Here is a 13,020-nt window from a genome sequence, read left to right on the forward strand (position 1 = left end):
CGCTTTTCCCAGAATATATTTTTGAAACGCTACAGCTTACTCTGCCTTGCGAAGCAAGGTTTCCAGTTCAGTTGTGAACTGCGCAGCTGTCAACACGCCACCATATAGCTGCTGTGTCAGATCACGGTATTCCTGACCTGCATCTGCTGAAAGCAGACCGAACCACATCGCCTGTGTTTTAGTGGTTTTACCGATATCTGTAGCGTAAGCTGAAAGCTGCTCATTCTGTGATTCAGACTTAACGTCGCTTTTGGCATATCCGGGCAGACCTTTTCTAACAAATTCGTCATTGAGCTTCAAAGACATGCGAATGGCGAATTCTTTGGCTGCATCCACATTTTTGGAGCTGTTGTTGACAAACAATGAGTAAGGCGCCTCAGCATTCTGGAAACCGATTGTTGAACTGTGAATCTCTTCTGCACCTGTTTTCGGAAATGCGATATATCCCAAATTGTCGCCCATTACAGTCGACAGAGAAGTGAAGTTAAAGCTGCCGTCGATCCACATCAAGGCTTTATCATTCTTAAACAGTTCTTGTGCATCCAGGTAGGCGGAGCCGAGGAAACCCTTTTGGAAGGCATTTGAGTTCACCAATGTTACCACCTGATTCGCTGCATCAACAAATGGTGCGTCTGTGAATTTAGCTTGTCCTTTAATCGCCTCATCGAAGGCATTAACGTCCTCACGCGCTACAAGCATGTTGTAGAGCAGATCTGCCTGCCATCTTTCTTTTCCGCCGAGTGCGATTGGGATCACACCTTCATCGTTTGCGGTTTTAATCAACGCCTGAAGTTCATCCCACGTTGTTGGAGCAGAAGCGCCAAGCTCGCCCATCAGCTTTTTGTTATAGTAAAGAACCAGTGTTGTACTGATGTTGGAAGGAACGGAATAGATGTTGCCATCTTCCTCTGTGACCAACTGATTGTCCAGAAATTGCGAGCCTAGTCCCGTGGAATCCAGCGTATCGTTCAATGGAGCAACTGTCTTCGACTGCAGAACAGGGGTGCGGTATGACTTTCCGGCATGCTGTTGGAAAACATCCGGAAGTTCATTTGCAGCAAGCGCAACACTTAGTTTAGTTTTGTATGTCTCATCTTGTATGTATTCATAATTCAGTTCAGCGCCAATTTCCGCTGCGGTAGCTTCGGCAGTTGCTTGGTACATCGGATCTGCATCGAATATCCATAACGTGATAGATTTCTTACTATCCGCTGCTGTCGCTTCCTTGTTCTGAGTCCCTCCATTGTTTACTTCCGCACCTCCACAAGAAGTAAGCACTACACTAACAAGCGCGACGGATGCTGCAATAACCCCAAACTTTTTACCAAACATCTGATTTAGACCACCTTTCAAAATTTACGGATACGAGCTACAGGTACAATCTTAACAAGTGTGAAGCTAGGTTCGAATGGATATATATTGGTTTTGACAGTAAAATTTTTAGGTATGTTATATTACTTAACACCACGTTTACAAACCACACCCGTGTTAACATCCCCTGAACATCAGATTTACTTTGCACGAACAAAAAAGCCCGGCTGGAAAACCGGACTTCAACTAGCAACTGCTCAATCTCTCTCTACATTGGACCCCTCGTATACCTTATTTGGGGTAATTCCGTACTTCTTCTTGAAGCATTTGCTAAAGTAAAACGGATCCCTATAGCCGACCTGATGTGCTATCGTCGCTACCTTTGGAGCCAAGGATTCATCCGCAGCAGCCCCTTGGCGCAACAGCTCCATAGCTTTGCCAAGACGGACATTGGTCACATATTCCACAAAAGACTCACTTGTCTCCTTCTTGAACATGTGACTTAAATAGCTCGGATTCACGAAGAGGACACTCGCTGTACTCTGAAGCGACAAGCTGTCATCGGCATAATGTGCAGTCACATGATCAACCGCTTTGCGAACCAGCCGTTTACCGCTGCCCTGACGCCTTCCCTCCTCAGTTGACTGCCCTGCTTCCGGTTCTTGTACATAACCCGCTTCCTTTTTCAAACGATTAATATAACGCTCTGCTTCCCATTTCTCAGTCAATTGCGTACGGATAGTTATAAGTGCTTGTTCAACCGCTTCCTCATCAATGGGCTTCAACAAATAATGATCCGCTCCGAGCGAAATGGCCTTCTGTGCATAAGTAAAGTTGTCGTAGCTTGTGATGAAAATCAGCTTTGCAGCTGAGTCTAGGGCGCGGACGGCCTTTACAAAGTCTAGCCCATTCATATTCGGCATTTCAATATCTGTAATGATGAGATCAATCGCTTGTTCCTTCATAATCTTCAAGGCTGCCAAACCCTCTTCAGCCTCTGCGACCACCTCAAAACCGGCAGAAGTCCAATCAATCAAATGGATCAAAAGCTGCCTGAAATAATATTCGTCATCCACAATCAGGACGCGGGCTACCGGCGCTGTATTCATAGTCTAGCTGTCCCCTCCTCCTGTCCGCTCGTTTTCAAGATCAGCGGCAAACGTACCTGCACTTCCACTCCATTGCCTGGTTCAGATGTCAGGACGATGCCATAAGATTCACCGAACCTCAGTTGAATCCGGTCCTGAATATTTTTAAGTCCGAAGCTGTATACCTCTTCTTCGCCATTGTCAGACCAAATAAGCCGTTTTTCCTCTTCACTCATGCCTTTGCCGTTGTCACGTACAATAAAGCAGAGATTGCTCTTCTCGCCCGTCCTTTCCGTATAGCCTATGATTTCGCACAATCCTCCGTCAGGCATCCCTCTGATTCCATGGTGGATCGCATTCTCGACAAGAGGCTGCAGCAGCATCGTAGGCACTTGGCAGGACTCTATTCCCGGTTCAAACGAAATCCGGTAATCCAGCTTTTTAAAGCGGATTTGCTGAATGTATAAATAGCTTTCCAGATGTTTTTTTTCCTGTGCAGCAGCAATTAATTCCTGCCCATTGCTAAGTGAAATCCGGTAGAATTCGCCAAGCGCCTTTAGGATACTGCTTATTTCTTTGGCATTCGTCATCACAGCCATCGCACGTATCGTGTCCAGCGTATTATACAAAAAATGCGGTTTGATCTGCGAATACAGCAGCCTTAGCTCCAGCAGCCGCTTCGTCTTCTCTTCATCTTCAATTCTTAGCATCAATCCCTGAATATGCTCCACCATTTCATTAAATGTCGCACCCAGCCTGCCAATTTCGTCTTGCGTTTCGGCGGATGCACGAACATCAAAGTTCCCGGCACCCACTTCAACAATCACCTCACTGAGCTGGCTAAGGGGCCGAGTTAGCAGCCGCGAGAACACAAAGGACAAAAACGCTGCCGAGAGCATGCTGATCAGTCCGAAGCCGACCATTAATAATGCGATTTTCCAATACCCATAGGTCAACTCTGAAGTGGTAACCAGGTGGACAACCTTCAAGCCATAGGGATCAAGGCTTTGTAAGGACACTAAATAACGTATTCCATCGACTTGCTCGGTCCTGCTCCCTTCAGCTGCTGACTTCGCCCATTTGGCAAGAGAGTCATCTTGAATCGCCTGGCTGACCAGTGAAGCTTCATTCGCGGATACAATTATTCCGTCCTGGTTAATGACCAAAGTAGGATTCTGATTAGAATGTTCATTATGGTACATTCGGGCGAGTGTCCGCTCGTCAATATTCACATAAATATAACCAAGCGGAGTCCCCTTCTCCATGCTCATAATAACTCTGCACACACTAATCATATTCTTCTTCTTCATACCGGACAGAAATGATGGCTGCAACGTATCTCCCCAGACCGCTCCACCTTTTGCAGCATCAATCGCTTCTTTGGGATAAATGCCGAGACTCTGCAAAGTAACACCGGTCAAATTGGAGGTATAATAGAGTTCGCCGCTTAAGGATTCGATAATAACGGAATCGATATTCGGCTCGGTCTCCAGCATCGCAGCCAGCGTATTATGTATTGACTTCAGAGCAGAAACGTCATCACTTGCTACGGTATCTCTACTGAGCACCTTCTGTGTATCCTGATTTATCAAAGCGAATTTCGAGAAGTTCTGAACAGATTGAAACACGGTCTCCATAGATTGTTTTATCAGTTTCACTTCTTGCTGCGAGCTTGCTGAAGTCCTTTCCAAGGTCTGATTAAAGACAATTCTATGAATGCTTATTATAAAGATTACCAGGGCCAGCGATACGATAAGAATGTTGCTGATTAGAATCTTTTGCCGCAGCGGCATGTTTCGTCTGACCTCCATTGTATATTCAATATTTCAGCGGAATTGATAATCATATTTTTTTATATAACTATAACATTTTAAAGCAAGTCTGTTGATTATATAGATTGAACTCAGGGTTTTAGAGTACAGGATCAGTTGCAGCTACGGTGAATATTTAGACTTCCGGCTGCTGTTGTCGTAAGAATTTCTTGATCAATACCGCTATTAGCGGTAGAAATCCGTGGACTGCTTATGCTTTCGATGCTAGCTTTCCTTTTGAAAGCTTTCAGGCGGACGCTACCGCTCCTCCAGTTCCAAATTCCCCTCCGTAGAATGACCCCGGCTTATATAAAACAGTGGCAGTCCTAGACAAAAACAAATGTCCTAGACTGCCACTGTTTGATTAAGCACACAAGCTTATTTAATCGCATTTGGTAACTTGCCCGTTTTCGCAGATGCGGAAAAATAACTCATCTCTACGACGGAAATGGGCTTTGTTTTTGTCTCCTTGAATTCTTCTTGAACGCCGTCTGGAGTTTGATCTGAGCATTCCCCTCGGGGTCGCCCTTCTTCTAACTTTATGTCAATGAAATCAACGATTTGCTGAAGCGATGAGATTTGGCTGACAATATTATCGCGTTGGCTCCTTAATTCCTCAACCAATTCCAGATGTTCGGCGGGATCAGCGTCAGCGGAGACCTTCAAAAATGGTTTCATTGCCTCCAGGGAAATCCCCGTTTTTTTCAGACAGACTATCAACCGGATCGTATTGATGTCCTTCTGGTGGTAAACTCGATGCCCATTGTCCTTCCTGTCCGCCTGAGGGAGCAAATTAATCTTTTCGTAATAACGGATCGTATCCTCAGAAAGTCCAGTTAGCTCCGCAGTTTGCTTTATCGTGAACGTTTGCTCGGTTATCATCCCGCACCTCCGGAAATTGAAACTTAGGGGCATTATACATCTTAGAGTCGGCTCCAAGTCAAGTCTCTAACCTTGGAACAACTAATTCGATATTTATGTCTTGACTTAAAGCCGACTCCAACAAATAACATAGCCGTTATACGGGGAAGGAGGAAATTTACAACGAACACGAACCAACGTGAAAATATTGCACTATATAGATTGAACTTGAGAATTATATTTAGGGAAAAGTGGCGGAGGGGAATTTTGGAACTGTAGGAGCGATAGCGTCCGCCTTTAGGTTTGGATTTCTACCGCGATTCGCGGTTAAATTCAGGAAATCCAAAACCTAACAGCGGCCGGAAGTCCAAACATTCTCTGGAGTCACGAACAATCCCAAAATAGAAGAATTATAAGTTCAATCTATATAATACGTTTAGTAATTACAGAAAAGATAACAGGAGTGAACAACTATGAACCCAAAATATCAACCTTTAATGGAGCCGTTTCGTTTCAAGAATGGGGTCGAAGTAAAGAACCGCGTCGTTCTTGCACCCATGACCATTTCTTATTCTCAGCAAGACGGTACGTTATCTGATGAGATAACCGCGTATTACGAAAGCCGTTCGAACGGTGTTGGAATAGCTGTCACTGGAAGTACCGTGGTGACACCAAATGGAAAGCTTTTTGGCGGGGAGGTGGGGGCTGATCGTGATGATATGATCCCAAGCCTGCAACGTTTGGCAGCAGCAATAAAGAAACACGGGGCAAAAGCCATTCTACAAATCTTTCATGGTGGTCGCGAATGTCTGCCCGAAGTGGTACCCAATGGTGAGATTGTAAGTGCGAGTGCGGTTGCTAAGGAAGGGGGAAGTGTGATCCCTCGAGCACTCGAAGAGCAGGAAATTATAGAGATCATTCATGCGTTTGGCACTAGCACCCGTAGGGCGATCGAGGCTGGTTTCGACGGGGTAGAGATTCACGGGGCAAATCGATTCCTTATTCAACAATTTTTCTCACCATACACAAACCGGCGTGATGATCGCTGGGGAGGAAATGTGGACAAACGTATGGCGTTTCCGCTCGCTATTGTAGATGAAGTGAAAAAAGTGGTGGCTGAACATGCCAAACAGCCGTTTCTAGTGGGATATCGGTTGTCCCCGGAAGAAGAAATGACACCCGGTATTACAATGGCCGATACACTAAAATTGATAGATACCCTCGCAAACCAAAACTTGGATTATTTGCATGTCTCTTTAATGAACTTCTGGTCTAAGCCTAGACGTGGAGTAGAGGACAATCGCTCTAGAATGGAAATTATTTATGAGCTCGTTGGGCAAAGAGTTCCCGTTATCGGTGTAGGTTCAATCCACACACCTGATGAGGCGCTTAGAGCGCTGCAATCGGGTGTCCCTTTTATAGCACTTGGACGAGAATTGATTATCGATCCAGATTGGGTTGAAAAAATAACTCAAGGTAAGGAAAGTGAAATTCGTACTGAGTTAACTTTAAATGATCAAGAACAATTGGGAATCTCTGATCCATTATGGCAGAAAATTATCAATACCCCAGGATGGTTCCCGTTTGCAAATCAAGGTTGACAGTCCCCCCTGTAAGAAGATGAAAATTTGCCGCAACGACAAAAAGACTGGAATTGGATCGGGGAAAGAATCGATCTTCTCCAGTCTTTTGGCTTCTTGTGGACATTAATGTGAGTTGTAATTCACTTCTTGCTTTGCCTTCAATATCTTTCGAAAACGTTATACAGCAAAATTTAAGTTCGGTACCCTAACATATTTGCTGCATTACTGTGCAGACTGCAGGGAGGCTTTATTGGCATTTTCAACATCATTTTTACTCAGAAGTAGATTGCAAACGGTAAAACCTACCACAACCGCAATGAACATTCCCGAAATTGCATAGACAAAGTAGGGGCCGATGTATGCCGGAATACTGAAAATACTGGACAGTACATATCCGTACAAACGGACACCGAAGAAACTAATGTAGGCGGAAGCAACCGTACTGGCAATCGTGGCAGCCAAGAAGGCTTTTTTGTACTTTGCTAACACCCCGAACAAAGCGGGCTCTGTTATTCCCAGCAAGCCGGATACGGCAGCGGAGACGATAATTGTTTTTTCTTTCGGGGTCTTCACTTTAAAATACACGGCAAAGGTTGCGCCTACAATCGAGAAGTTAGCCATACACATCATTGGCATTAACATATCATAGCCTTGTGTTGCAAAGTTCTGCAGCGCAATTGGGGTCATGGCATGGTGCATGCCCGTAAAGACAGCTATTGGACGAATCGCACCAACAACCACACCAGCCAGAACAGGGGAGATGTCAAACAAGCCTTGAACCAGCCAAGCCAGTCCGTTTCCTAAATAGACACCGATTGGACCAATAACAGCTAAAGCCATAAATCCAGAGATAAATAGAGTCAACGTTGGTGTAACTACCGTTCTGAGCACTTCCGGAACAATCTTGTTAACCCAGCCATAAATATAACTCATCGCCCAAACGGCAAAAATAATCGGGATGACGGTTCCGCTATAGTTGAAAACAGGAATCGGGAGCAGATTAAGGAAATGAAAAGAGGATATTTCACCGGCTTTCGCCGCATCCACCATCGTTGGGAACATAATAGTTGCCGCTATGGCAATGGCCAAATACTGATTGGTCTTAAAAATCTTGGCCGCCGAGGCTGCCAGGAAGAATGGCAGGAAAGTGAACACACCACTGGCCATCATATTTATTATTTGAAAGGTCTCACTTTTATCTGAGATGTAATGAAGTGCAGTCAAACCGGCAATAAGTCCTTTGATTAATCCCGCACCTGCAATTGCTGGTACAATGGGCCCGAATACACCAGATACTATGTTCATGAAGAGAGTAACAAAACCTACTTTTTGCTTGCTTCCCTTCTCCTCTTCAGGACTCTGCGCATCCTTCAGCTTGAGCTCATTAGCCAGAACGGTGTAATATTCTCCGACTTTAGGACCTAGTATTATTTGAAACTGGTCTTGATTGAACTGCGCACCAAGTACTGGGTCCAACTCTTTGATTTTCGCAATATCTACTTTATTTTTATCTTTCAGCTCAAATCTAAGTCGTGTCATACAATGCCAAGCGTTTTCAATATTCTCCTCACCGCCTATACCTGCAATCATGTCCTTAATCGCTTTCTCTTTGCTCATCAAGAATTCTCCTGTCCTAATGGATATTGGTTCCGTTTACACACTGAATAGTATCATAAAGAAACTTCTAATAAAAGCAGTCCAAAATGGTTCGCCTTTATCAAAAAAACCTTTATAAAAAAGGGTTTTCATTCAATTTACATCATAATTGGACTGATATCTTTCGTTATTCAACCGGTTTACCAAACCAAATTGATTCTTCCTTTCAAACTATGGTTCAATACTCTTAGAAATTGTAGAAAAGAGGAGAAACATGAACCCTTCCATCATCACTAATGTGGAAAGCTTTATACTAAAACCTGACCGTCATAATCTGGTGGTTGTCAGGGTAACTACGGATAATGGAGTCATTGGATATGGCTGCGCCACTTTTCAGCAACGGCCCAAAGCCGTCCAGCTCGTCATAGAGGAATACCTCAGACCGATTTTACTTGGCCGTGACGCCAACCATATTGAAGACTTGTGGCATATGATGATGGTCAATTCATACTGGCGCAACGGACCTATTCTGAATAATGCAGTTTCCGGTGTTGATATGGCTCTATGGGATATTAAAGGCAAGCTCGCCGGTATGCCATTGTATCAGCTGTTTGGCGGCAAATCACGGGATGCCATTCCAGCATATACTCATGCAGTTGCTGACAATATTGAAGATCTGTACAGCGAGATTGATGGACTCCTTGAACAAGGATACAAGCACATCCGTTGCCAGCTTGGCTTCTACGGGGGGAATCCTTCACAGCTGCACTCTCCGGCCACTTCCACAGTGGGCTCCTATTATGATCAGGACGAGTATATGGAGACTACGGTCATAATGTTTGCTCTTTTGCGGGAAAAGTATAACAACCGGTTCCATATTCTTCATGATGTTCACGAGCGGTTATTCCCCAATCAGGCCGTACAGTTTGCCAAAGCGGTCGAACCGTATAAACCCTACTTTATCGAGGATATTTTGCCGCCGGATCAGAATGAATGGTTAGGGCAGATCCGCTCACAAACGTCAACGGCGATTGCCACAGGCGAACTGTTCAACAATCCGCTGGAATGGAGAAACCTGATTGCGGGTAGACAGATTGATTTCATCCGCTGCCATGTATCCCAAATCGGGGGAATTACACCTGCACTGAAGCTTGGAGCATTATGCGAGGCTTTTGGGGTTCGTATCGCCTGGCATACACCATCCGATATTACCCCAATTGGAATTGCCGTCAATACACATCTCAACATTCATCTGCATAATGCAGCGATTCAGGAGAATATTCCGATTAAAGCAAACACCCGCAGCGTATTTTCGCACAATATTGACGCCATTGATGGCTATATTTATCCGATTGATCTGCCGGGCATCGGCGTGGAGTTCAATGAGGAACAGGCAGGCGCCTTCCCGGTGGAATACCGTATGCATGAATGGACACAGGCCAGATTACCCGACGGGACGCTAATGACGCCGTAATTAAGGCGCAGCAAAAAACTCTCCGGCACAGGCGGTCAGCACGGAGAGTTTCAGGTCAATGATTAGTTGCGTATCAGAGGTTTCTTCTTTTGTGATGCTCGTTGTTGAAGGCCGTCAAGTACGTGCACTTATAGTCGACAGCCACAATTTCACTGATTTCAAAAATGGTACCGTTATTCAGTATTCCACGGCTTGAAATTTTCATTGCTGGACTTTTCTTTTTTTGCTGCAAGAACATCGCTTGTTCTTTATCAAGCGAGATTGCCTCATAAGTATTCAGGTAATGTGAGATAGTGAACTTATGCTTTTTCACAAATGACTGAATGGAATTCTCGGCATCCTTCTGTGTTAATACAGGGAATAATGTCGCAGGCAATCTCGACTGCTCAATCTGCATTGTCTGGTAGTTAACGATTCTCAAGCGCTGGTACATCCACACTTCATCCTCGGCAGTTATATTAAAGATTTGCTGGTCACTAGGGGTGGAAGGAAGCTTCTGCAGCTCAATGACCTTAGACTGAATATTGGAATAAGGATTCTCTGTAAGTGAGTTGTAGATCAGCGGACTGGCTTGAATATTTTTGTTAATAAAAATACCCGAGCCCTGGACAACCTTAACCATACCCATATATTTCAGCTTCTTAATGGATTCTTGTATTGTAAATCTGGAAACCTTATATTGCGCCGCCAATTCTCTTTCTGTAGGAAGCTTCCAGTCTGAATAATGTTTTTGATAGATTTTACTGAGCAGATCATGGATGACAAAGTCTCTTTTGTTCACAAGGCAGGCCCCCTATTCGTTGTTTCATTGCTATTCTAACACACAGTTACAGGAGGAAAACCTATGTTTGGGTTTAAGAAAAAAAAGATAGAATCGCTTTCCATAGATATCTCATCACCTCTCTCCGGTCAATTCTTAGCTCTGGATGAAGTCCAGGACGAAGCCTTCTCAAGTAAAGCGATGGGCGAGGGATTCGCCATCTTGCCAGATTCCGGCAGGGTCATTGCTCCTTTTGACGGCATTATCGCCCATATCATGGAAAAGAGTAAGCATGCTATTCTCATTGAGCACATTTCCGGCGTTCAATTGCTCATTCATGTTGGTATGGATACCGTTTCTCTAAAAGGAAAGGGTTTTACAGCTCATGTAAGCAACAGCGACCGGGTGAAAAAAGGGCAGCTTCTACTGGAATTTGATATGGAAACTCTCCGGGAAAACGGATGTTCTACGGTTACGCCCATCGTTGTTCCAGGAGGACAGGACAACATATCGCGGGTCGAGGTTGTAAGCGAGAGTAAACAACCTGCGAACGAGACGGTGTTACGTATATTTTATTAAGTTGTTCAGGGCTGCTTCCGCTAATAATTTGATTACAGAAGTACAAATTAGTCTGGTATTTATTACCATATGATATAAAAATTCAGTGTGGTATAAATAACGTTTGTACGCTGTATTACTTATAGCCCTGCCCACACCAATAGCAGAAATCTCTTGTCACACAAGGGATTGCTGCTATTTCTCGGTCTCATTTTGAAGCTATAAGCTCATTTATTTCCTCTAACCATCCATATAAGTAAACTTTTACCAGTCATCAAATGGATCAAAGAAAGCAAATTGCGGCATAATAACTCCCCCAAAATGGTTCTAATATTATAGTTTCTGTAATTTCTAATGTCTCATCTAAGTCATTAACAAGAGTCAATGCTACCAACACTGAAAGCACTGGCCCCTAAACAGAAATCAATTAATTTTAGTACAGCTGTTTTCTCAACATTGTTACCAGTTGACTTATCGTCGAGTGGAGTCTTGTCAATAATAAGATTTAAGCCTTTATTAAATCAGTTTCGAAAAAAACATTTCTGTCGATTTAATCAAATAATCCCACTATACTATTAGAGGAAGATAACCCGACTATGCTTTGGGGGTGTATGGACAAGTCTATGCTCAAATCCAAGCTTTTTTATTATCTGTTATTACTGTCACTCCTGACCCTGGTAGCCATCTTCATCTTCAGCACCCGTTCGAATGAACGTGAATCCGGAAATGAAGCAGCCCATTCAACGTCTCCGGCCTCCGGCCGTCCTGACCAGATCAGCATTCTGATCGAAAACTCCTATCTGCCATATATCAGGCAAATTGCAGCGCGGTATGAAGAGCAATACGGGATCAAAGTCGATATCCGCTCCACCGATATCAACTCGCTGCATGACCAGATAGAAGACAGCATCCTGCGGGGAGGCACAGATCTGGATATTATTCTGGTCGATACGGTCTGGACCACCGGATTCGCCAGAGCTGGCTTGCTTGAGCCTCTGCGGAACTATGTCACAGGAAACGTAATTGATAAATTGGTACCCATTGCTTATAACCAGCGGGTCATCAGCAATGATTTATATGCGCTTCCCGATTTATATGCCTTCCCGGTCATCATGGAAGAGAAGTTCCTCTACTATAATGAAACGTTGCTGAGAAGCGCCGGCATTTATGCTCCTCCAGCCACCTGGGAGGAACTAAAGGACATGGCGAAGTACATTCAGGATAAGGGACTTGCCAAGTACGGCCTGATCTGGAGCTGGAAGCCTGGCGAAGGCCTGATCACTGATTATACGCTGCTGGCCAACGCCCTGGGTGTGCAGGCGAAGGATGCCAACGGCCGCTGGGTATTCAATGAAGGCGGCGGCGTGCAGGCGCTGGAATTCATGGTGAACACCCTGCGGAGCAGCGGTTTATCCGATCCCGCTTCCCTGACTGCAGGCGATATGTCGGCTATTGAGACCTTCGCGGAGGGCAAGTTGCCTTTTTTGATCAGCTGGGCTTATGCCGATCCGATCCTCAGCCGCAAACCCGGCTTTAAAATGGCGCTCGTTCCCGGTTTCCAGGGATATCAAAGAAGCTCCACCGTTACCGGGGGCGGCGCACTCGGCATTACCCGAACTTCACGTCATAAAGACTGGGCCTGGAAATTTATTGATTTGACGATTAGCATGAGAAATGAAGTGTCCGCCAAGGACCAACTTGGAGGCCTTTCAGTCTGGAACGAGCAGATCGACCAGTTCGAGAATGAGGAAAAATACCTGAACCGGAACCTGATGACCGAACAATTCGAATATGCGATCAACAGGCCGAGCATGTCATCTTATGTGGAGTGGTCGGGTGTGCTGCAGGATGCCATCACCTCGGCGCTCACCGGCAGGAAGACGGCCAGGCAGGCGCTGGATGAAGCCAAGGCGGAAATCAAAAAGAAGGGCATCAAATAAAAAATCTCTATCCCCGCTTGTTTTGCCAAACCGGCCGG

The 13,020-nt window shown here is 44.9% G+C and carries 10 protein-coding genes; 4 read left to right on the plus strand and 6 right to left on the minus strand.

Annotated features, from left to right (window positions below; all coding sequences use genetic code 11):
- Nucleotides 1–36: 36 nt before the first annotated feature.
- The 4 genes from NSS79_RS29265 to NSS79_RS29280 all read right to left on the minus strand — a co-directional run bounded on the left by NSS79_RS29265 (nucleotide 37) and on the right by NSS79_RS29280 (nucleotide 5,092).
- Nucleotides 37–1,332 (minus strand): extracellular solute-binding protein, encoded by a 1,296-nt coding sequence (locus NSS79_RS29265; RefSeq protein ID WP_342437187.1) that lies wholly within the window; start codon nucleotides 1,330–1,332, stop codon nucleotides 37–39.
- Nucleotides 1,333–1,568: 236 nt separating this feature from the next.
- Nucleotides 1,569–2,420, minus strand: coding sequence for a response regulator (locus tag NSS79_RS29270; protein ID WP_342437188.1), 852 nt, complete (start codon nucleotides 2,418–2,420; stop codon nucleotides 1,569–1,571).
- Entirely contained in the window at nucleotides 2,417–4,192 is a 1,776-nt protein-coding gene (locus NSS79_RS29275; protein WP_342437189.1) for a sensor histidine kinase, read from the minus strand. The genes NSS79_RS29270 and NSS79_RS29275 overlap by 4 nt, the downstream gene beginning before the upstream one ends.
- 396 nt (nucleotides 4,193–4,588) lie before the next feature.
- Complete coding sequence (locus NSS79_RS29280) at nucleotides 4,589–5,092, minus strand: MerR family transcriptional regulator (protein ID WP_342437190.1); 504 nt, start codon at nucleotides 5,090–5,092, stop codon at nucleotides 4,589–4,591.
- A gap of 452 nt (nucleotides 5,093–5,544) precedes the next feature.
- Here NSS79_RS29280 and NSS79_RS29285 point away from each other — a divergent pair, with 452 nt between their 5' ends.
- A complete protein-coding gene (locus NSS79_RS29285) occupies nucleotides 5,545–6,672 on the plus strand; it encodes an NADH-dependent flavin oxidoreductase (RefSeq protein WP_342437191.1) in 1,128 nt (375 codons plus the stop codon).
- 204 nt (nucleotides 6,673–6,876) lie between these two features.
- On the opposite strand, the gene NSS79_RS29290 is transcribed toward NSS79_RS29285, so the two are convergent.
- The gene (locus tag NSS79_RS29290) at nucleotides 6,877–8,271 is read right to left on the minus strand and encodes a PTS transporter subunit EIIC (RefSeq protein WP_342437192.1); all 1,395 of its coding nucleotides are present in this window, start codon (nucleotides 8,269–8,271) and stop codon (nucleotides 6,877–6,879) included.
- A 253-nt stretch (nucleotides 8,272–8,524) separates the two neighbouring features.
- Here NSS79_RS29290 and NSS79_RS29295 point away from each other — a divergent pair, with 253 nt between their 5' ends.
- On the plus strand, nucleotides 8,525–9,724 hold the full coding sequence (locus NSS79_RS29295; RefSeq protein ID WP_342437193.1) for an enolase C-terminal domain-like protein: 1,200 nt from the start codon (nucleotides 8,525–8,527) through the stop codon (nucleotides 9,722–9,724).
- A 73-nt stretch (nucleotides 9,725–9,797) separates the two neighbouring features.
- Here the strand turns inward: NSS79_RS29295 and NSS79_RS29300 are convergent, their stop codons facing one another.
- Nucleotides 9,798–10,505 (minus strand): GntR family transcriptional regulator, encoded by a 708-nt coding sequence (locus NSS79_RS29300; RefSeq protein WP_076112612.1) that lies wholly within the window; start codon nucleotides 10,503–10,505, stop codon nucleotides 9,798–9,800.
- A 63-nt stretch (nucleotides 10,506–10,568) separates the two neighbouring features.
- On the opposite strand from NSS79_RS29300, the gene NSS79_RS29305 reads away from it, so the two are divergent.
- The gene (locus tag NSS79_RS29305) at nucleotides 10,569–11,063 is read left to right on the plus strand and encodes a PTS glucose transporter subunit IIA (protein ID WP_342437194.1); all 495 of its coding nucleotides are present in this window, start codon (nucleotides 10,569–10,571) and stop codon (nucleotides 11,061–11,063) included.
- Between the two features lie 590 nt (nucleotides 11,064–11,653).
- Nucleotides 11,654–12,982: an extracellular solute-binding protein gene (locus tag NSS79_RS29310; RefSeq protein ID WP_342437195.1), complete on the plus strand. Its 1,329-nt coding sequence runs from the start codon at nucleotides 11,654–11,656 to the stop codon at nucleotides 12,980–12,982.
- Nucleotides 12,983–13,020: the final 38 nt, after the last annotated feature.

This window comes from Paenibacillus sp. FSL L8-0436 (assembly GCF_038593025.1).
Classification (GTDB): Bacteria; Bacillota; Bacilli; order Paenibacillales; family Paenibacillaceae; genus Paenibacillus_AQ.

Excerpts from the sequence above, each read along its gene's own strand:
- NSS79_RS29290 (WP_342437192.1), bottom strand. The coding sequence starts at position 8,271 with ATGAGCAAAGAGAAAGCGATTAAGGACATGATTGCAGGTATAGGCGGT.
- NSS79_RS29295 (WP_342437193.1), top strand. The coding sequence starts at position 8,525 with ATGAACCCTTCCATCATCACTAATGTGGAAAGCTTTATACTAAAACCT.
- NSS79_RS29280 (WP_342437190.1), bottom strand. The coding sequence starts at position 5,092 with ATGATAACCGAGCAAACGTTCACGATAAAGCAAACTGCGGAGCTAACT.
- NSS79_RS29305 (WP_342437194.1), top strand. The coding sequence starts at position 10,569 with ATGTTTGGGTTTAAGAAAAAAAAGATAGAATCGCTTTCCATAGATATC.
- NSS79_RS29265 (WP_342437187.1), bottom strand. The coding sequence starts at position 1,332 with ATGTTTGGTAAAAAGTTTGGGGTTATTGCAGCATCCGTCGCGCTTGTT.
- NSS79_RS29275 (WP_342437189.1), bottom strand. The coding sequence starts at position 4,192 with ATGCCGCTGCGGCAAAAGATTCTAATCAGCAACATTCTTATCGTATCG.
- NSS79_RS29310 (WP_342437195.1), top strand. The coding sequence starts at position 11,654 with ATGGACAAGTCTATGCTCAAATCCAAGCTTTTTTATTATCTGTTATTA.
- NSS79_RS29285 (WP_342437191.1), top strand. The coding sequence starts at position 5,545 with ATGAACCCAAAATATCAACCTTTAATGGAGCCGTTTCGTTTCAAGAAT.
- NSS79_RS29270 (WP_342437188.1), bottom strand. The coding sequence starts at position 2,420 with ATGAATACAGCGCCGGTAGCCCGCGTCCTGATTGTGGATGACGAATAT.